The 19,348-nt window shown below is 41.1% G+C and carries 16 protein-coding genes; 11 read left to right on the forward strand and 5 right to left on the reverse strand.

Annotation, left to right across the window (positions count from 1 at the left end):
- Positions 1-222: 222 nt before the first annotated feature.
- Both moeA and narL read right to left on the reverse strand, forming a co-directional pair.
- Positions 223-1,476 carry a molybdopterin molybdotransferase MoeA gene (gene moeA, locus AC3KZC_RS06875; RefSeq protein ID WP_490576739.1) on the reverse strand — a complete coding sequence of 418 codons (1,254 nt, stop codon included), beginning with the start codon at positions 1,474-1,476 and terminating at the stop codon, positions 223-225.
- A 2-nt stretch (positions 1,477-1,478) separates the two neighbouring features.
- The gene (gene narL, locus AC3KZC_RS06880; protein WP_086743174.1) at positions 1,479-2,132 is read right to left on the reverse strand and encodes a two-component system response regulator NarL; all 654 of its coding nucleotides are present in this window, start codon (positions 2,130-2,132) and stop codon (positions 1,479-1,481) included.
- A 270-nt stretch (positions 2,133-2,402) separates the two neighbouring features.
- On the opposite strand from narL, the gene AC3KZC_RS06885 reads away from it, so the two are divergent.
- Positions 2,403-4,016 (forward strand): MFS transporter, encoded by a 1,614-nt coding sequence (locus tag AC3KZC_RS06885; protein WP_490576740.1) that lies wholly within the window; start codon positions 2,403-2,405, stop codon positions 4,014-4,016.
- A gap of 74 nt (positions 4,017-4,090) precedes the next feature.
- Positions 4,091-4,462 carry a hypothetical protein gene (locus AC3KZC_RS06890; protein ID WP_086742371.1) on the forward strand — a complete coding sequence of 124 codons (372 nt, stop codon included), beginning with the start codon at positions 4,091-4,093 and terminating at the stop codon, positions 4,460-4,462.
- Between the two features lie 165 nt (positions 4,463-4,627).
- Here AC3KZC_RS06890 and ubiT read toward each other — a convergent pair whose 3' ends face one another.
- Positions 4,628-5,155, reverse strand: a complete 528-nt coding sequence (gene ubiT, locus AC3KZC_RS06895) for a ubiquinone anaerobic biosynthesis accessory factor UbiT (RefSeq protein ID WP_490576741.1) — start codon at positions 5,153-5,155, stop codon at positions 4,628-4,630.
- Positions 5,156-5,235: 80 nt separating this feature from the next.
- On the opposite strand from ubiT, the gene ubiU reads away from it, so the two are divergent.
- Together ubiU and AC3KZC_RS06905 are read left to right on the forward strand one after the other, a co-directional pair.
- The gene (gene ubiU / locus AC3KZC_RS06900) at positions 5,236-6,231 is read left to right on the forward strand and encodes a ubiquinone anaerobic biosynthesis protein UbiU (RefSeq protein WP_490576742.1); all 996 of its coding nucleotides are present in this window, start codon (positions 5,236-5,238) and stop codon (positions 6,229-6,231) included.
- 14 nt (positions 6,232-6,245) lie between these two features.
- A complete protein-coding gene (locus tag AC3KZC_RS06905) occupies positions 6,246-7,115 on the forward strand; it encodes a U32 family peptidase (protein WP_490576743.1) in 870 nt (289 codons plus the stop codon).
- 9 nt (positions 7,116-7,124) lie between these two features.
- On the opposite strand, the gene AC3KZC_RS06910 is transcribed toward AC3KZC_RS06905, so the two are convergent.
- Complete coding sequence (locus AC3KZC_RS06910; protein WP_490576744.1) at positions 7,125-8,849, reverse strand: bifunctional protein-serine/threonine kinase/phosphatase; 1,725 nt, start codon at positions 8,847-8,849, stop codon at positions 7,125-7,127.
- Positions 8,850-9,164: 315 nt separating this feature from the next.
- On the opposite strand from AC3KZC_RS06910, the gene AC3KZC_RS06915 reads away from it, so the two are divergent.
- The 3 genes from AC3KZC_RS06915 to AC3KZC_RS06925 all read left to right on the forward strand — a co-directional run bounded on the left by AC3KZC_RS06915 (position 9,165) and on the right by AC3KZC_RS06925 (position 12,339).
- Positions 9,165-10,433 carry an MFS transporter gene (locus AC3KZC_RS06915; protein WP_490576745.1) on the forward strand — a complete coding sequence of 423 codons (1,269 nt, stop codon included), beginning with the start codon at positions 9,165-9,167 and terminating at the stop codon, positions 10,431-10,433.
- A complete protein-coding gene (locus AC3KZC_RS06920) occupies positions 10,430-11,632 on the forward strand; it encodes an NnrS family protein (protein WP_490576746.1) in 1,203 nt (400 codons plus the stop codon). The genes AC3KZC_RS06915 and AC3KZC_RS06920 overlap by 4 nt, the downstream gene beginning before the upstream one ends.
- Before the next feature lie 254 nt (positions 11,633-11,886).
- A complete protein-coding gene (locus AC3KZC_RS06925; protein WP_490576747.1) occupies positions 11,887-12,339 on the forward strand; it encodes a putative zinc-binding protein in 453 nt (150 codons plus the stop codon).
- A 246-nt stretch (positions 12,340-12,585) separates the two neighbouring features.
- Here AC3KZC_RS06925 and AC3KZC_RS06930 read toward each other — a convergent pair whose 3' ends face one another.
- Positions 12,586-13,338 (reverse strand): HesA/MoeB/ThiF family protein, encoded by a 753-nt coding sequence (locus tag AC3KZC_RS06930; protein ID WP_490576748.1) that lies wholly within the window; start codon positions 13,336-13,338, stop codon positions 12,586-12,588.
- 190 nt (positions 13,339-13,528) lie between these two features.
- Between AC3KZC_RS06930 and AC3KZC_RS06935 the strand changes: the two genes are divergently transcribed.
- The 4 genes from AC3KZC_RS06935 to AC3KZC_RS06950 all read left to right on the forward strand — a co-directional run bounded on the left by AC3KZC_RS06935 (position 13,529) and on the right by AC3KZC_RS06950 (position 19,345).
- A complete protein-coding gene (locus tag AC3KZC_RS06935) occupies positions 13,529-14,719 on the forward strand; it encodes an alginate export family protein (RefSeq protein ID WP_490576749.1) in 1,191 nt (396 codons plus the stop codon).
- Positions 14,720-15,128: 409 nt separating this feature from the next.
- Positions 15,129-16,607 (forward strand): NarK family nitrate/nitrite MFS transporter, encoded by a 1,479-nt coding sequence (locus tag AC3KZC_RS06940; RefSeq protein WP_138686493.1) that lies wholly within the window; start codon positions 15,129-15,131, stop codon positions 16,605-16,607.
- A 402-nt stretch (positions 16,608-17,009) separates the two neighbouring features.
- Positions 17,010-17,954, forward strand: a complete 945-nt coding sequence (locus AC3KZC_RS06945) for a thioredoxin family protein (protein WP_490576750.1) — start codon at positions 17,010-17,012, stop codon at positions 17,952-17,954.
- A gap of 2 nt (positions 17,955-17,956) precedes the next feature.
- The gene (locus tag AC3KZC_RS06950) at positions 17,957-19,345 is read left to right on the forward strand and encodes a conjugal transfer protein TraH (RefSeq protein WP_490576751.1); all 1,389 of its coding nucleotides are present in this window, start codon (positions 17,957-17,959) and stop codon (positions 19,343-19,345) included.
- The last annotated feature ends 3 nt before the right edge of the window (positions 19,346-19,348 follow it).

Here is a 19,348-nt window from a genome sequence, read left to right on the forward strand (position 1 = left end):
CATCGAAAGTTGGGATCTCGCCAATAGATAAGCGATGTTCCCAATAGGTTAAGTCAGTATCAACCAGCTCCATGAGCTTTTTAGGGCAGCCAATACAGGAACCTTTTGGGCCACAAAAAAATGTATCTGGTTCATACAAAGGGAGTTCCTGTTTCACTTGTTCAATAAGTAACCGCATGGCGGTTACTCTATCCGGTTTCCTTGAGTGCACTCCTCATGCACCTACGACAGGGCTTGATCAAAGGGTAAATAGGGAACTAAATCATTTTCTTGCCAGTTTGATCCATCGGCTTCTAATACTATATAGCCACAACTTGAAGAAAAAGTGCTTAATATGCCAGAGCCTTGTCCTTGCAATGGTTTAACCTGAGTACCTGATGAGCTCGTTTCAATGGACGCTCTTACGAATTCTAAGCGACCGGGCTTCTTAGAAATCGCGCTCACCAAAGGCAAGTACTGTAGTTGCGGAGCTTCGACCTGTTCGCCTGCTAATTTGCGAAGCGCAGGTAATGCCAGCTGGTGCAGCGTGACGACACTCGAAACGGGGTTGCCGGGTAAGCCGAAAAAGCGTTTTGGGTGGCCGTCTGAAGTACAGCTATGAAAATGACCATAGGCAAAGGGTTTACCTGGTTTGATAGCGACTTTCCAAAATTGCATGTTGCCAAGTTCATTGAGTATGGTTTTAGTATGATCCGCTTCTCCAACTGACACGCCACCAGAGGAAATGATGACATCGGCATTGGCTAATGCATTACTGAATGTTTGAGTTAATAGATCGGGGCAATCAGGCACGATACCAAAATCAATTACCTCAAATGCTAGGTTTTCAAGCATTGCGCGTATTGTAAAGCGGTTAGTATCATAGATTTGATTAGGCCCTTTAATATTACCGGGATCACATAATTCATCGCCAGTCGATAAAATAGCGACTTTTAATGGTTCGAATACACGAACACGACCAATTCCAATAGATGCAAGTAAACCAATATCGGTCGCTTTTAGTCTTGCACCTTGCATGAAGAGGGCTGTACCTGATTGAATATCTTCACCTTGTTTTCTGACGTTTTGAAACGGCTTGATCTCACTGGTAAAGCTGATGGTTGATCCCTGTTCTGTTTTTTCTTCGCTGGCCTGTTCTTGCATAATGACCGTATCAAAGCCATCAGGTACGGGGGCACCTGTCATAATCCTTATGCAACTTCCTCTTTGCCACTGGCCATTAAAAGGGTGACCAGCAAAGGCATTACCAATTAATTCAAAATGTTGGCAGTGAGTCACATCCTCAAATCGAATTGCATAGCCGTCCATACTTGAATTGTCATAACTTGGTACATCAAACGGGGCGATAATATCAGCAGCTACAATCCGTTGTGCAGCTTGGTGCAAGGGGACAGTCTCACTTGATACAAAAGGCACATTGTCATTTTTTAATGCACTTACAGCTTCATCAAAAGGTAAAAAAGATGCAGCAACCATAATTAGGCCTCTTTTTGTTTGTTGATCATCCAAACCGCGGCTTCAACACGTGAACGTAAATTGAGTTTTTTAAGTAAATGTTTAACGTGGACTTTGACGGTACCATCAGAAATATCGAGTTCTCTTGCGATAAGTTTGTTAGATAAGCCTTTGGCGATCAGTTTAAGAATTTCAAACTCTCGACTTGTTAACGAATTAAGGATATTGGCTTTTTGCGATACATCGGGTTTACGGATGGCTTGTGCTAACACACTGGTTAGTTTTTCACTCAGTACCATTTTTCCTAAAGCAGCTTGTTTTATTTTTTCTAAAATTTCTTCAGGATCCATGTCCTTGAGTAGATAACCATCAGCACCATAACTGATAGCAGTCAGGACATCTTCATCATTATCCGATACGGTGAGCATAATGATACGAGAGGTCACGTCATTCGCTCGCATTGTTTTAAGTGTCTCAAGGCCATCCATACCTTGCATATTGAGATCGAGAATAATTAAATCTGGATCTGTTTCAATCGCCAGTGCTAACCCTTCTTTACCACTGGCGGCTTCACCAATCACGGTCAGTTCATCTTCAAACTCAATTAACTGTTGTAAACCTTTACGAAGTAATGGGTGATCATCAATTAATAATATTGAAGTCGTTAGATCATTCATTGTGGGCTCTTTTATAAACACGTCAGTCATTTTATGAATGTTATCATAACGTTTAAAAAAGTAGCATTCACTATAAACACTGGCTGTTACTCCAAAAGACTTGATTCCAAATATTTATTTTTCAATTATTTCAATTGCTTAAAATCACGCTTACCTAGTTGGTGGTAGGTGTTTTGCTTTTTTTTCATTTGGTTTTACCCATCAATGTGAATTGTTGTTGTTGTTTTTTAAGCACATAGTGATGTTAATTAGAACTAAAAGGAGTGGCAGATGGCTGATCTTCAAAAGTGGGAACCCGAAAACGAAGCTTTTTGGGAATCCCAAGGCAAAAAAATCGCACAGCGGAATTTGTGGATTTCGATCCCAAGTTTACTCTGTGGATTTGCGGTTTGGCTTTATTGGGGAATTTTGACTGTACAAATGATGAATGCGGGATTTAAGTTTTCCGCCGATGAGTTATTTACCCTAACTGCAATTGCAGGTTTGTCTGGTGCAACGTTAAGGATCCCGAGTAGTTTCTTTATTCGTTTTTGTGGTGGACGAAATACAATTTTCTTTACTACGTCATTATTGCTGATCCCGGCATTTTTTACTGGTTTAGCATTACAAGATCCCACTACACCACTATGGCAATATCAACTTCTTGCGCTGCTTTCTGGTTTTGGTGGAGGTAATTTTGCTTCTTCGATGTCTAATATCAGTTTCTTTTATCCTAAGAAGCAACAAGGTTTAGCGCTGGGTCTAAATGCTGGTTTAGGGAACTTTGGTGTAACAAGCATGCAGATTCTGATCCCACTATTTATGACTTATAGTGTCTTTGGTGCATTGGGTGGGGATCCGGTGACGTTGGTCAGTACATCAGGTAGCTTGATAGGAAAAATACCTGCAGGATCAGAGACGTGGATTCAAAACGGCGGCTTCTTGTGGTTATTATTACTTGTCCCATTATTTTTTGCGACTTGGTTTGGGATGAGCAATATTCGAACACCTGAAGTCTCGCCAAATTTAGGTAGCCCAATTGGTGCCTTTGCAATGATTTCAGTGATGTTAACGATTGGTTTAGCTACTGCTGCAGCTGGGTTGTGGTTAATGCTCCCTGAAAAAGCAAACGGTTCGGGATTTGGTGTGCCAAAAGAGCTCGTACTCGTTCTTGTCGTAGCCAGTACGGTCTTTTTATTAAAAATGTTACCCGGCGCGATAGGTGATAGCCTAACTAAGCAGTATCAAATTTTTAATAATAAGCATACATGGGTCATGAGTGTTATTTATACCATGACATTTGGCTCATTTATTGGTTTTGCAGCTGCTTTTCCTTTAGCAATTAAAGTTATTTTTGGCTTTCAACATGTCGTTGTCGATGGTGTGATGACACATAATACACCTAACCCTAATGGACCAAGTGCGCTAATGTACGCATGGATGGCGCCGTTTATTGGTGCACTTATTCGCCCTGTTGGTGGTTGGATTGCTGATAAATTTGGTGGCGCATTCGTCACGCAAGTATGCTCGATTATTATGGTTGTCTCATCTTTAGGTGCAGCCTATTACATGCGTGAAGCTTATCAATCAGCGACACCAGAGGCATTCTTCATACCATTTTTTGTGTTGTTCTTAATTCTATTTGCTGCAACTGGGATTGGTAATGGTTCGACTTTCCGCACAATTGCGATGGTTTTCCCTAAAGAGCAAGCAGGTCCTGTACTTGGGTGGACATCAGCGATTGCGGCTTACGGCGCATTTTATATTCCAATGGTTTTTGGTCAGCAAATCAAAGCAACAACACCAGAAGTTGCGTTAATCGGTTTTGCAGCATTTTATGTCGTGTGTGTGTTCGTCAACTGGTGGTTTTATCTAAGAAAGGATGGCGAGTTCTACAACCCATAATAGTACAGTCCACTTATCAAGAGTCATAAACTACAGGTTATGGCTCTTTTTCCCATTATAAAAGAGAAGTCAATATGAGCAAGTTTCAAGAATTATTAGCCATGGCACGTTATCAAGCAGAGCCAGTAAAACTGTTGATGTTATTTACAAAATCTAGCATTGAAACCGCCTCAAAAGAGGTCAATAAAGGGTATATTCAACCGGTAATGTGCGTGGATAAATTACCTGAAGAGTTAAGCGATTTTGCCAGCTTATCTAAAGAAGCGGATGTGATAAATCCAGATTGGGATTTGATTTTTATTACCAGTATTAGTGCCAATGTAGATAGCAGTATTATTGACCAAAGTATGAAATCAATTGTCACTGATGTACAAACAGGTAAAAATACCTCTATGTATGTAGTATTAGATCGTGAAGATAACCTTGTTGAAATGGTGGGCAGTTAAGTTATTTATTTAAATAATTTCACTATCTAAATTCAAGAGTCAAATGGCAGCCTAGCTGCCATTATTTTTTCCTAGAAATAAACCGTGTGTTACCGCAACTACCAAGCAAATCCTAAGATCCCCAGCCACAAACAAATAAGCATGCTTTATAATTAATTTTCTTGGTCATGTATTGTCTATTGCTGATGCGACATAGTCTTGTAAGCTCGAATAGATTGTCGTCGGTAAGGAGCTATGCGGATCTTGAGTATCGAGCCAATTTTTAAATATCAAACACAGTTCGGTGTCCCCTTCAATGGTGAGTTGACGCCTAAAAAATAGAGTATCAGGATCCGATTGACCAGAAATGAGCTGTAGAAAACTGTCGCTTGAACCACTCAGTTTGCCATCAAAGCGAGTCATATTTTGTGTAATATAATTGGACTTTAATACTAAAACTTGAACTTTTTTCGATGAGTTATCTAATGAAATAAATAGATTAAGCGGAATGTTTTTGATTTCAATACAAATACATTTATCGATCAAAAATTCTAGTTCGCCATCATTAATTTGCGACTTAAATGTATGGTTTAAATGATGCTCGATGAGGCGTTTAATCAGTGAGCTTGGAGTCCCGTAAGTAAGGTTTTGTAACCATTTAGGGGTAAATAGAACACGTGTTTTGTGCTTAATAATATCGTTCAAACTATTCATTATTGTAGATTACCTGAGTTATCAAATTCTCTTAGTATTATTGAAAATTTTTTTCCAAGTTTAAATAATCAGGAGTGGGTATGGAGCTACTTTGCCCTGCAGGGAATTTACCCTCTTTGCGTAAAGCCATTGAGCATGGTGCCGATGCTGTTTATGTGGGTTTAAATAACGATACTAATGCTCGACATTTTAAAGGGCTCAATCTGAATGAAGCGCAACTCATTGAGGCCGCCAAATATTGTCATCAACATCAGCGAAAATTACATGTCGCGATCAATACCTTTGCCCACCCAAGCCAATTTCCGCGATGGCAGCGTGCTATCGATCAGGCCGTAAACAGTGGGGTCGATGTCTTGATTGTTGCAGATATTGCAGCTTTGGAGTATCTGGCTACCCATCACCCCAAACAAGCAATCCACTTGAGCGTTCAGGCCTCGGTAACCAATGCCAGTGCCATTGAATTTTATCAGCAACAATTTGGCATTCAACGGGTTGTTTTGCCAAGAGTGCTGAGTATTCAGCAAGTGAAACAATTATCACAGCATACTTCAATTGAGCTAGAGCTGTTTGCGTTTGGTAGCCTCTGTATTATGGCTGAGGGTCGCTGTTACTTGTCCTCTTACATGACAGGGGAATCACCCAATACGGCCGGAGTGTGCTCGCCAGCTAAGTTTGTTCGTTGGGAACAAGACAACGACATGCTCACATCACGGTTAAACGGTGTCTTAATTGACCGTTTTGCACCGACCGAACAAGCAGGGTACCCAACATTATGTAAAGGGCGATTTAAGGTAAATGATCATACTTATCACGCGCTTGAAGAGCCTACCAGCTTAAACACCTTGGCACTGTTACCGCAATTGCTCAACTTGAATATTGCCTCAGTAAAAATCGAAGGACGACAACGTAGCCCTGCTTATGTAGAGCAAGTGACAAAAGTGTGGCGACAAGCAATCGATAGTGCGAAACGTAACGTCACGAATTTTGAAGTGAATTCAGCTTGGAATGAGACCCTGTCCTCATTGTCCGAAGGTCAGCAGACCACTTTAGGCGCGTATCATCGCAAATGGAAATAGAAATAGGATTCAACATGTCATCATTTCGTACATCCCTAGGCCCAATGCTCTTTCTTTGGGACAAAGAGCGATTAGATTCATTTTATAAAAACGTTGCACAATCAGATGTCGACATTGTGTACTTGGGAGAAAGTGTTTGTGGCAAGCGTCGACTATCACGCTTGGATGATTATCTTCACTGGGCACAGTTGCTCGCACAAAGTGGCAAAGAAGTCGTACTTTCAACTTTGGTACTTTTAGAATCACCAATGCAGCTCAAAGAACTGAAGCGTTTATGTCAGGCTGATGTGGCCTTATTTGAAGCCAATGATCTAGCCGCTGTTCAGGTTCTTAGTGAGTTAAAGTTGCCATTTGTGATTGGGCCTGCGATTAATGTATATAATGGCTATACGTTAATGAAGCTGGCTAAAATGGGTGCCAAAAGATGGGTGATGCCCGTAGAGTTATCAAGAGATTGGTTAGTAGCCTTAAAAGCAGAGTTTAACTCTTTATGTGACTTACCGATGGAATTTGAAGTCTTTAGTTATGGCTACTTACCCTTAGCGTACAGTGCGCGATGTTTTACTGCTCGTTATTATGACTTAGCCAAAGATCAATGTAATTTAATTTGCCAAAATCATCCGCAAGGCCTGACAACACTGAGTCAAGACAATCAAGAATTATTTACTCTTAATGGTATTCAAACCATGTCTGGAAAGGTCTATAACTTGTGTGAAGATGTGACAGATTTGGCGAAAGAGAGTGATATTGCACGTATAAGTGCGCATCAATTTGAAGATTTGGCATGGATAGAGTGCTTTTCTTTACAGCAAAACAGCCGTCGGCCTGCAGATCATGTTAATGGTTTTTGGCATCAGATTGCAGGCATGCAGGTGGTGGATTAATTAGCAGAATTAACGTGTTGATTGACTGAACAGGTATAACATCAATATTAATGTGATGAACCAAAAACCACTGACAATTTTCCAAAAGACTAAACTACTGGCTTCTTGGGGCTCAGGATCAGGTTTTAAAAAAATGGGATTTGGCTTGGTGAGATCAGCGAGCATAGAATCAATGGTTTCATAGCGGCTTGTTAAATCAAAACTCACCCCTTTTTGTAATGCTTTATCAAACCAAACTGGAATGATAGGGTTGTGTTTTGATGCACTTTTATAGCGTAATTTATCGTAATCAAACATACTGGTGCATTCTTCTATTTTGTCACCATATGGAAGCTGACCAGTAAAAATTTCATAACAGATAGTCGCTAAGCTATAAATATCGCCTTGAATTGCTGCATTTTTACCCATTAAGTAATTAGGATCTGAATACGTGGCAGTGCCTAATGCCCCAAAATGTTCTATGGGTCGATACAGCTCTGCAACTCCGGCGACAAAAACGGATCCAAAATCGACTATTTTGATGGTGCCATCAGCTAATACCATGATGTTGCCTGGTTTAAGATCTTGATGAATAGCATCATTATTGTGAAATGCTTTTAACCCTTCGGCAATGGCTTCAACTATTGAAATAGCGTGCTTAGGTTTGACTGGTGCGTGTTGTTGCAACCAATGATCGAGGCTGTTGCCTGCTAGATGCTCCATTAAGTAATAAAGAGCAGTGCGAGGGCGGCTATGTTGAATAATTTTCACCACATGTGGTGAGTTAATTCGACTGCCTATCCATTGCTCTTTTAAAAACCGATCGATGTAATGTGTATCATCTTCAAAATTCTTTGAGGGGGTTTTCATCGCAAAACGCTGGCCACTATGTTCATCTTCGACCAGATATAATTGGCTCCGAGGAGAGGAAAATAGCTCGTCTATGACACGATAGCCATCGAGCTTCATACCAACCGTTAACGCAGGTGGAAATGGTAGGCGAAATAATTCATCCGTGAATTCATTTTCATCTTGATGTGCTAACGATTGTATCTTTAAAACAACACAGCTAATGTTATCATCACTGCCATTTTCTGCGGCTTGTGCACATAGCTTAGCTGTTATTTCGCTAGCTGGTTCATTTAAGTAAAGGGTTTGCAACAACTGTGCTGTCGGAATAAAATCATGCAGCCCGTCAGTACACAACAGATAGCGATCGCCTTCTTTTAGTTCAAAATTGCAATAATCAATGTGTAGATTATTGTCCATGCCCAGTGCACGAGACAAAAATGATTTTCCTTGCCCTAAATAGGTGACGTGATCAGAGGTCAGTTGTTCAAATTCACCCTCTCTTAATCGAAAAACACGACTGTCGCCAACATGAAAAAGGTGGCCATGAACGCCTTTTAAAATAAGGCAACTAAGGGTGGTCAAATATCCTTTGTTGTCTTGTTTGAACTCATGACTTTTACGATATAATCGCAGGTTGATTGCCGATAGGACTTGCTCGCCACAACGGCTAACAGACCAAGTATCCGGCGTTTTGACATATTCTGATAAAAACCGTTCAACGGCAGTCTCACTGGCTTCTTTACCGGCTTCTGCTGAACTGACGCCATCAGCAATGCAAAATGCCATTCCTTTCACTTTAGCCAGGTAGGGGTCGTTTGGAATTAAAAAGCCAGCGTAATCTTCATTAATCTCTTTGATCCCTTGCGTGGCTTTTGCGCCAGCATCAACCGTTGTATTGTGCATGTACCTGAAACTCCAAAGACTGATGAATCATAAAATAGTGCAAGATCTTGAGTGTATTATTCAACATAAAATGATGCTGATTGTATGAAAAATGAAATAGTTAGCATCTTTTACTTTTCTTTCTACCACTTTGTGGGTAGTTCAAAAAATCATAATTACTTGATATTTATATTAAAAATAAAATATATGTCCTGTAATAAGCGTTTTATATTTAGGGCGGGTTATTGGAGGTAGATTTCCACATTCTATCAGCAACTTAGGTATGATATTTACTTTCGTTATGACTTCTACTTTTACGTTATTGGGTTCGCTTGTATGTCAGAGAAAATTGCTCAACGTGCTTTGATCCTCGCTACTTTTTCTTTTGCTGCTAATTTTTCCGTATGGACCCTTTATGCAGCGTTAGTGATACCGATTACTGCTTTATGGCATTTGAACGTGTTAGAGGTCGCAGGCTTATTATCCGCGCCTATGTTAAGTGGTGCTTTATCTCGAATACCAGCAGGGATAATGGCAGACAAAGGTAATCCCAAAATATTATTTGTCTGTCAAATGCTGATATGCCTGCCACCGTTAGGTCTATTGTTTTTTATTGAAAATTACAGCCAGTTATTACTTCTGGGTTTTTGGCTTGGCTTAAGTGGTAGTGCATTTGTGTTTGGCAATCGATACGTCAATGATTTTTTCCCGCGCAATCGGCAGGGGACAGCCATGGGAGTGTTTGGCGTAGGTAATGCAGGAGCGGCGATTACGTTAGTGCTCGTACCTATATTACAAGAGCATTTTGGCTGGCATTCTGTCGGACCTATCTACTTGCTTGGCTTGCTTCTTGTCGCGTTGCTTTTTTTGTTTTTTGCGCCAAATAGACCGTCTCATGTGACAGATAAAGTGGTTCAACCGCTCTGTTGGTATGGATTATTTAAAGAGAGCCAGATCTGGCGTCTTGGCCTGTATTATTATTTTGTTTTTGGTTCATTTCTCGCCCTTTTGTTGTGGCTGCCTTATTACTATACCCAAGCCTATCAATTGCCCTTACCTCAAGCGATGGCTTTTACACTTTTTTTTGTAACGACTTCATCTGTTGTTAGAGCATTAGGCGGGTGGTTTGCTGATAAGTATGGCGGAAGAAGCGTTAATTGGAGTGTATTTTGGGTGTGTCTGGTGTGTTTGTTCTTTTTAAGTTACCCGCCAACGAGTATGACCATTCATGGTGTGGAACATGACGTACATCTAGATATAGCAATTAATGTGTGGGTTTTTTCAGTTTTAATCTGTGTTATTGGCCTAGCGCAAGGTTTTGGCAGAGCAAGTGTGTTCAAAATGATTCACGAGTACTACCCAGATAATATGGGGCGAGCGGGCGGAATTGTGTCTGCTATCGGCGCATTAGGTGGTTTTACATTACCCATACTATTTGGTATGGCGGTTGATATTTTGGGATTTTACAGCGCCAGTTTTATGCTGCTTTACGGTGTACTCGCGATTTGTATGATGGCTATGTACTTCGCTATCAGAGCAGAGCGTTATCACCGTAAGTTACAAGAAGCGGCCAGTTATAATTTTTTAGAGGACGATGATTTATGATGCAAATATTTGACGCCGAAAAGGAAGAGCGTTTAGCGCCTATTTTCCGTTTGGCTTTTAGGCCGTTATTTTTACTGGGTGGGCTGTTTAGCTGCATTGCAATTTTGCTTTGGGGAGCAGCATTAGGTGGCTCAATTGAATTTGCGCCGTACGGCAATATTTTGTTTTGGCACAGCCATGAAATGTTATTTGGTTTTGTCAGTGCCATTATTGTGGGTTTTCTATTAACCGCAGTACAAAATTGGACCGGGTTACCCAGTATAAGGGGGAAGAAACTCGTTATATTGACATCTTTGTGGCTGGCAGCACGGGCTGCGATGCTTTTTTCGGTTAGCCCGAGTTGGTTAGTAATCGCAATCGATTTACTCTTTTTACCTTTATCAGGTTATTGGCTGGCCAAACCTATCATAGCCACTGGACAAATGCGTAATTTATTTTTTGTGCCTATTTTAGTTTTGCTCAGTGCCATGAATTTGATTATGCATTTAGGGATCGTCTTAGCGATGCCTTCGCTTTATCAGCATGGTTTTTTGTCTGCGATATGGTTAATTACACTTTTAATGAGTGTTTTAGGTGGGCGAGTCATTCCATTTTTTACAGCTAATGGCACCAAAACCCGTAAAGTTGAACCATTACCTTGGCTTGAAAACGCAACTCTTGGTTCAACATGGTGTATTTTTGCAGTTTATGTGTCAGGGTTGATTTATTACATGCCCAATTGGCTAATAGCCAGTTTATTGCTTGCGTGTTCGCTGTTGCAAGCAATTCGGGTTGGACGCTGGAAGATACAACAAACGCTGAGTGTTCCGTTGTTGTGGAGTTTACATGTTGCTTACTGGTTTATTCCGATAGGGATTGGCTTGATTGGTATTTCTTATCTATCTGATCAGATCACGCTATCTACAGCATTTCATGCCTTAACAGTCGGTGCTATGGGTAATATGATCCTGAGTATGATGGCGCGGGTAAGTCTAGGTCATACGGGTCGACAATTAATGGTCAAAAGCATGATTATCGCTGCATTCGCTGCCATATTGGTTGCTGCGTTAATTAGAGTCTTTGCTATTATCTTTTATCCTGAATTAAGCTTTTCTTTTATTGTAATTTCAATGATTGCTTGGTGTGTCGCTTATGGCTTATTTACCCTCATTTATTTCCCTGTGTTAACTCAGCCTAGAGCGGATGGCCGACCGGGCTAAGTAAAAAAGCACTCATCTACGGATGTGTTAGGTAACTCTAAGGAGTTACCTGCTACCTCTTTTGCGTATTTATCCTTATTCTGGCAGTTGATGTAGATCAAATCACCGCTGACGATGCAATCTAGACTAGATATACAAAAATAACTTCAATTATGAACCAGAGATTGTGCAATAAAATCTATATTTTTGTTGCGTTTCTCGTATCAGCTTAAGTTTTGGTGTGTATTCTCGGTAAAGCTAAAAAGAGGCGAGCTATGAAAATTAATCCTTATTTACCTCTTGTTGTAAGTTGCTCAGGCTGTTGTTATGGCGGTGAATTGGCAGACGATATTGCCAGTATTTTAAAGCAACAAGGTAAAGTTGAACAAATCTCGATTGCGGCCATTGCGGCTCAATCTCCGATGCATATGTCTAGAGTTAAGCGAGCTCGGCATTTAATCGCATTTGATGGTTGCGCCCTGCAGTGTGTCAAAACGTGCTTAACAAGGAATGGGATAGATAAATTTATTCATTTTGACATCACTGATGTCATAAAAGAGTTTTCGCAGCCATTTCATAAAAGTAACTTACAGCGAGAATTGCAAGTGACTTCGATAATATGTCGGAATCTTGCACCTATTTTAACCTGTTTTGATAGACCGCAACCTAAGCAAAGTCAGACAAACATAATTGCCTTATTTCCATGTGCAGAATATGAAGGTGCTTGATTTTCTACTATTAAATTTTTTCTTAGATACAAGAGTGTTTCTCTACCGAGCAATATAGCCTAGTCATTTTAAGCAAATACAGCACAGCAATTAGAAATACACTTTTCTCTGGATCTTTGGATAGCATTTGTTGTGTATTGCTAGGCATTATCACTTTTTCGAAGAGCAATCGATACTGTAAAAAAACTGCAGGGCATAAAGACTCTGCAGTTCACTACAAAAACAATCACTAAAAATCACCACTTCCTAGTCTGTTGCTCTTATTGAGCAGATAGGACAATCGGATCTTTTGTTGATATCAAAAGTGTTGAATTGTAAATACCTAGCATCATAAAGTGTCATTGACACTTTTTCAGGGGGCAAACAGAGAAGGCTTTTCAAAGCCTCTGTAGCTTGTATGGTACCAATTGTTCCGACAACGGGTGATAGCACACCCGCTTCCATACAAGTTAATGATTGTTCACCAAACAAGCTTGTGATGCATGCATAACAAGGATCTTGCGCTCGCATTGGAAAATGGATGACTTGACCTTCCATTCTAATGGCGGAACCTGAAATCAACGGAGTTTGGTAACGCCAACATAATTCGTTAAGCAATAAGCGGGTCTCTAAATTATCGCTGCAATCAACGATCACATCTGCAAGTTCAATGATGTGAGTGTATTCTGCTGAAAATGCTTTATCGATAATATTTAATTGGATAGTGCTGTTGATTTGATTGAGCATTTTATGAGCGGAATGGGCTTTATTCACACCAACACTTTGCTCAGTGTGGAGAATTTGTCGCTGCAAATTGGTTATATCGACTTCATCATGATCAAAAAGAGTGAGAGTACCAATTCCTGCGGCAGCTAAATAGGGTAAAACTGCGCAACCGAGTCCGCCGGCACCAATAACAACAACATGACTTTCTAAAAAGCGTTCTTGACCTTCTTCCTGAACCAAAGGAAGTAAGATATGGCGGCAATATCGCATCGTGTTTTTATGATCTAATTCCATCTCATTTCAACTTAATTATGTCGTTTCAGTAAGGTTACAACAAATGTGGCACAGATGTTATACCTACAAAGTAAGCCCAGCACTTAGAATAGGTAGCAAGGTGTAAATATTGATTTAAATCAAATAAAACAAAAGGTATGACCTTTACGCTACCCTACGAGCAAGATCAATAAGTAGCTAGGGATAAATGATGAAGACACAACTTTCGACAATCGCCATTTTTGTTTTAACTGGGTTAAATAACCAAGCACATGCAACACTTCATGAAGGTTTTGATACGGCTTTATCTAATGGTACATTAAACGGTTTATTGCGATATCGGTATGAGCAAGTTGACCAAAATGGTATTGATAAGACTGCACACGCTTCTACGCTATTAACCCGTTTAACTTATACAACAGCGCCTGTAGGGGGCATTAAAGCTGTCTTTGAAGTCGATGATGTGACTAGTGTGGGAAATGAGCTTTATAATAGTACCGTCAATGGCAATACTTTGCGGCCAGTTGTAGCTGATCCTACAGGGACTGAAGTTAATCAGGCCAATTTACAGTTTAATCGTGATGCATTCACATTCACCCTTGGAAAACAACGTATTAATCTTGATGACCAACGTTTTATCGGTAGTGTTGCTTGGCGTCAAAATGAACAAACCTTCGATGGTTATCGGGCTGCATACCAAGTAAATGATGCACTCAAAGTAAACTACAGCTATGTATATAACGTTAATCGCATTTTTAGCGAAAAAAGCGCAGCAAGTGATTTGCACGGCAAATTGCATCTAGCAAATACGTCATATAAAGTGCATCCATCTCTAGCTCTGAGCGGTTTTGCCTATTTGCTAGATTTTGATCATGCAGCAGCTCTATCTACTCAAACACTAGGGATTAGATTATCTGGTAAATTGGTCAATGATCTGGCTTACACATTGAGTTATGCAAATCAGCAGGAACATGGTGACAATCCCAACGATTTTAATGCCGATTATTACCTTGCTGAGCTAAAGGGGAAGTGGGAAATGCTTGGATGGACTGTCGGTTATGAGTCTCTCGGTTCAGATAATGATGTTGGTTTTAGTACGCCTTTGGCTACAGGTCACAAGTTCCAAGGTTTTGCTGATAAATTCTTAAAAACGCCTGCTAATGGCGTGGCAGATTGGTATGTAGGTTTCAATGGGATGGTTTCCGGTATCAAGTTGGCAGTCACCTACCATCAATTTGATAGCGTTAAGAATCATCTTGATTATGGTAGTGAAATAGATTTTACAGCGGCTTACAACGTGACTGATAAGTGTAACGTTGTACTGAAATACGCCCAATATGATGCCAAAGAGTTAGCGACTGATACTGATAAAGTATGGTTTATGGTGACCCATAAATTCTAAGTTGCTTCATTTGCATCATTCTATGTTCCATAAAGCCTCAAAGAGGCTTTTTTTTGTTTCGGTTGATAATACTTATCTACTTCATCTGATTGTTATCTCTTAACAATGGAGCGTCACTATTAATCATCCCAACATAGAAGGTGAGGTGCTAGCTAGGTTCATATCTTTCAAATCTGAAATTACATTTTCTATCACTCTTGAGTTCACCTGACATTAAAAATAAGCAAAGGATACTCTTTTGTAGGTATGGAGGCTTGAGTGGCCTCAAGATTACTCGTTCAGGTTTAGAGCAAAGTGGGTAGATGAAAAATTGCATTCAGTTTGCTGTCACAATTAGCTTGATTTACATCAATTATTTTTATGATGTTCGCGCCACTATTGCTTGTGAAATACTACTTTGGAGAAAAACATGGCAAGTGAAAAATTCAATATTTTTTCCATGCATGGGAAAATGAAAGTGTTGCATTTGAGTTGGCTCGCATTTTTTATAACATTTGCGGTCTGGTTTAATTTTGCGCCACTATTACAAGCAGTCAAAACAACCCTTGGCTTAACCACTGAGCAAATAAAAACACTTTTGATCCTTAACGTGGCATTGACGATTCCTGCTCGGGTGATCATTGGTATGTTAACCGATAAATATGGCCCAAGATTAGTATATTCGAGTCTATTAGTTGTTTGTTCGATACCCTGTTTTATGTTTGCGTTCGCTGATAGCTTCATACAAGCGGCTATTGCACGTTTTTTGCTAGGTTTCATCGGTGCTGGTTTTGTAATTGGTATTCGCATGGTATCGGAATGGTTTCCTCATAATGAACTGGGCACAGCAGAAGGCATTTATGGTGGTTGGGGTAACTTCGGTTCAGCTGCGGCCGCATTTACACTACCAACGATAGCGTTGCTATTTGGTGGTGATGACGGTTGGCGATACGCTGTAGGTGTTACGGGTGTGATTAGTTTAGTTTTTGGTTTTATTTATTACGCCAATGTAACCAATACTCCAAAAGGTTCGACTTATTTTCGTCCTAAAAACTTAGGAGCAATGGAAGTCACTTCTAAAGGCGATTTTTTCTTACTTTTGGTCATGAAAATTCCAATGTATGCTGCGTTAGCATTACTTGCTTGGAAACTGTCACCATTAGGTGTCAATATGTTAGATGAAGTTGTGGTCCAACTTATCTATATAGCATTAGTACTGCTGTATTTATTTGAAGTTCAAAAAGCCTGGTCAGTTAATAAAGGGGTTTTTGAAAAAGAAGTTCCAGAATTACATCGCTACAGCTTCAAGCAGGTTGCTGTACTTGATATCCTCTATTTTACAAACTTTGGCTCTGAGTTAGCTGTTGTGTCAATGTTACCGTTATTTTTTGCAGAAACATTCTCACTGGATCCTGTCATGGCTGGGATGGTTGCTGGAGCGTATGCTTTTATGAATTTAGTCTCTCGTCCTGCAGGTGGTTGGATTTCAGATAAGTTTGGCCGTAAAACAACATTGCTTATTTTAACTGCTGGTTTATCAGTGGGTTATTTTTTCATGGGCATGGTTAACGCACAGTGGCCATTATGGCTTGCGGTTGCTACTGCGATGGGCTGTTCTTTCTTTGTTCAATCAGGAGAAGGGGCTGTGTTTGCTGTTGTTCCTCTAATAAAACGCCGTTTAACAGGACAAATAGCGGGTATGACGGGGGCTTATGGCAATGTTGGTGCTGTAACATTTTTAACAGTGCTGTCATTTGTTGATTACGCAACATTCTTTTATGTGATTGCAGGCACAGCTTTAATCGGTTTTGTTACTTTGTTTTTTATGGATGAACCAAGAGGACAAATAGCTGAAATACGTGAAGATGGAACAGTCGAACTGATTGATGTATCACATAGTAAAGCGTAAGGTTAAGTAATATATTCAAGCCAGTGCAATGTCACTGGCTTTTTTTGCCCAGCAAAGCTGGTAAACCGGATAGGCTGAAAGATACTTTATCACCTTGACTAAGGGGAAGATAATAATAATGGTAAGGGCTTCACTAGCCAACGCTGGGGTCTGCGACTAACTGTATTCTGTTTCGGCATTATAGGGGAGCTCGCGTGCAAAATAGCGCAACACCTTATATTAAGCACTATAATTCATTCAAAGGGGAAAACCATCAAAATCAATTTTATCTATGGCTCATTAGCTTTCTTTGCTGTTCATATCAGCTAGTCAGAAACACACACGATTTCTTAATCTATCTGGCCAATCGCTTTGACGGGGATCTTTAGCATGTTAGCTCTATGACAATTTCTGGAGCTGACAATGAGAACGCTTTTGTTACCTTGGTTCATCCGATGGGTGACCATTCCAATCATTATTTTCTTTCTCTTCATCTTGCCGGCCCATGCCAGTGATGATCCATTCTATCAGCGTGGTCAGGAAGGCTGGTTTTGGTATCAGGTCATTCCTGAACCTAAACAGCCTGGTGAGCTTACAAAGCCAGAATTTGGTGCGGAAGAGTCGAGTCAGAGCGAGATAAAGCCTTTCAGTGCTGCCTGGTTTCGTGAGCACATGCAGTCGTTCATGGACAAGGCAATTGATGAGCCGACGAATGAGAACGTCAGAGCCTATCTGTATCTCCAGCGAGTCATGATGGATAAGGGCTCACTATTTGCAGATGTTAGTCAGCAGGTGGTCATGGGCGATCCTGTTTTGGATGAAATCAGTCGCAGACCCTTGGCGACCTACGCTGCCAATCGGATGGACAGAGAAGCTGGCGCTCAACGGGATGTTGCTTTAGGTGAGGTAGCAAAACGGGCTGGCTTGTTCTTTTTCTATCGTTCAGATTGCCCTTACTGCCATGCTCAAGCGCCAATTATTAAATCAATGGCTTTGAACTACGGTTTCGAGGTGTTTGCTATCGCTGTCGATGGCTTGCCTTTACCTGGTGGAGAATTTCCTTATTACAAAGTCGATTCAGGACAAGCTCAATCACTGTCCGTTACGACTGTTCCAGCTGTGTTCTTAGTTGACCCGCCTAATGTCATCACTCCGATTGGCCAAGGCGCAATGAGCCTTGATGAGCTCAATAATCGAATCATTCTTGCAGCCCATCAAGCCGGTTGGATTGACGATCAAACTTACTATGCCACCAGACCTGTTCAACCCGGCGTGTCACTTGCGATGTCAGCCCAAGAGCTTAATGAAAAGATATTACAGGACCCTGAGTTCCTTGTTCGCTATCTGCGTGCAAAAGGAGGGTTATAACGATGAAAAAAGTATTCCAAGTATCGCTAATCGCCTGTGCGATTGGTTTTTCATCTATGAGCCAAGCAAGCTTGCAACAGGAGATGAACCAGTTGTTTGGTTCAATGACCAACAGCACAGCGCCTGGTGTATTCGAGAGTCAGCGGCGTGGCGTTATATCTGGCGGAAGCGTTGTTGTTCGTAACAGGATCATGAACGAGAACCTCGTCTCTATGGTGCCTCCGTCATTCCAAGCCGGTTGTGGTGGCATTGATATGTTCGCGGGAAGTTTGTCATTTGTTAACGCGGATCAGTTTGTTCAATTACTTCGCTCTGTTGCTGCAAACGCCAAGGGATACGCATTCCAATTAGCGCTCAGTGCTATGTGTGAGAAATGCTCTCAGCACATGGAGACACTGCAAAAGAAAATCCAGCAGTTGAACGAGTATTTTGGCAATTCCTGTCAAATGGCTCAGGGGGTCGTGAACGATACCCTGGCTGCTTTTGGTAAAAAGGGGCAAACAGAAGCCAGCATGTTGAGCTCACTTAAAGGGGCTGGAGACGTTTTTACCAGTTGGAGTGAATCCAATGGTAAGAACCCATATGAGAACGCTTCGAGTGTCGCGGCAACTGATGTGAACAAAACGATTAAAGGTAATTTGGTTTGGCGAGCACTGAAACGTCACTCGGCATCAAGCTGGTTTGCTTCGGGGGATGACCGTTTTCTTGAAGCGGTTATGTCGGTGACTGGTTCGATCATTGTTGGTGATCTTGCTAATGCCGCTGATGGCCAAGGTAAAGCCCCAAAACTGACCAGACTGAATGGCAATAAAGTGATTATTGAGCATCTAATTCATGGCGGTAACGTCGCTATGTACCGATGTGACACAGTGACACAAGACGGATGTCTGAATCCGACAATCACTAACGTGACCCTAACCGGGTTATCAACCCAGGTAGAAAATATACTTCTTGGTACAGGTTCCAGTAACGGTATTATTTTTAAGTTTGCTCGAAATACAGGGGCTGCTAGCACCACCGAAAAGGCTTTTATGACCTCGGCTCCCGCGAGCATTGGCGGCATGATTCGAACTCTTTCTGCATTAAATGAAGGGGCCGCTAGGTCGTTTGCTTCACGAGCGGCACCATTTATTGCTGTTGAGATGGCCCGAGCATTGGTTGAAGACATGCTCAATGCAGCTAGAAGTACCTCCGGTGTGGAAGATCATGCCTATGCGAAGTTATTAACGGAAGACCTTGAACGTGCACGTCGCCAAATCAATGAGGAGTACGCCGCGTTGCAGCGAAGATACGGCTCAGAGCAAGAGTTGCTGGCACATTTTAACCAGGTGATTCAGACCATTCGCAAACAGCGTTATTACACCGTTAAATCTACGGCGCTGGGGGAATAGGTC

The organism is Pseudoalteromonas sp. J2K-J031, from assembly GCF_058197095.2.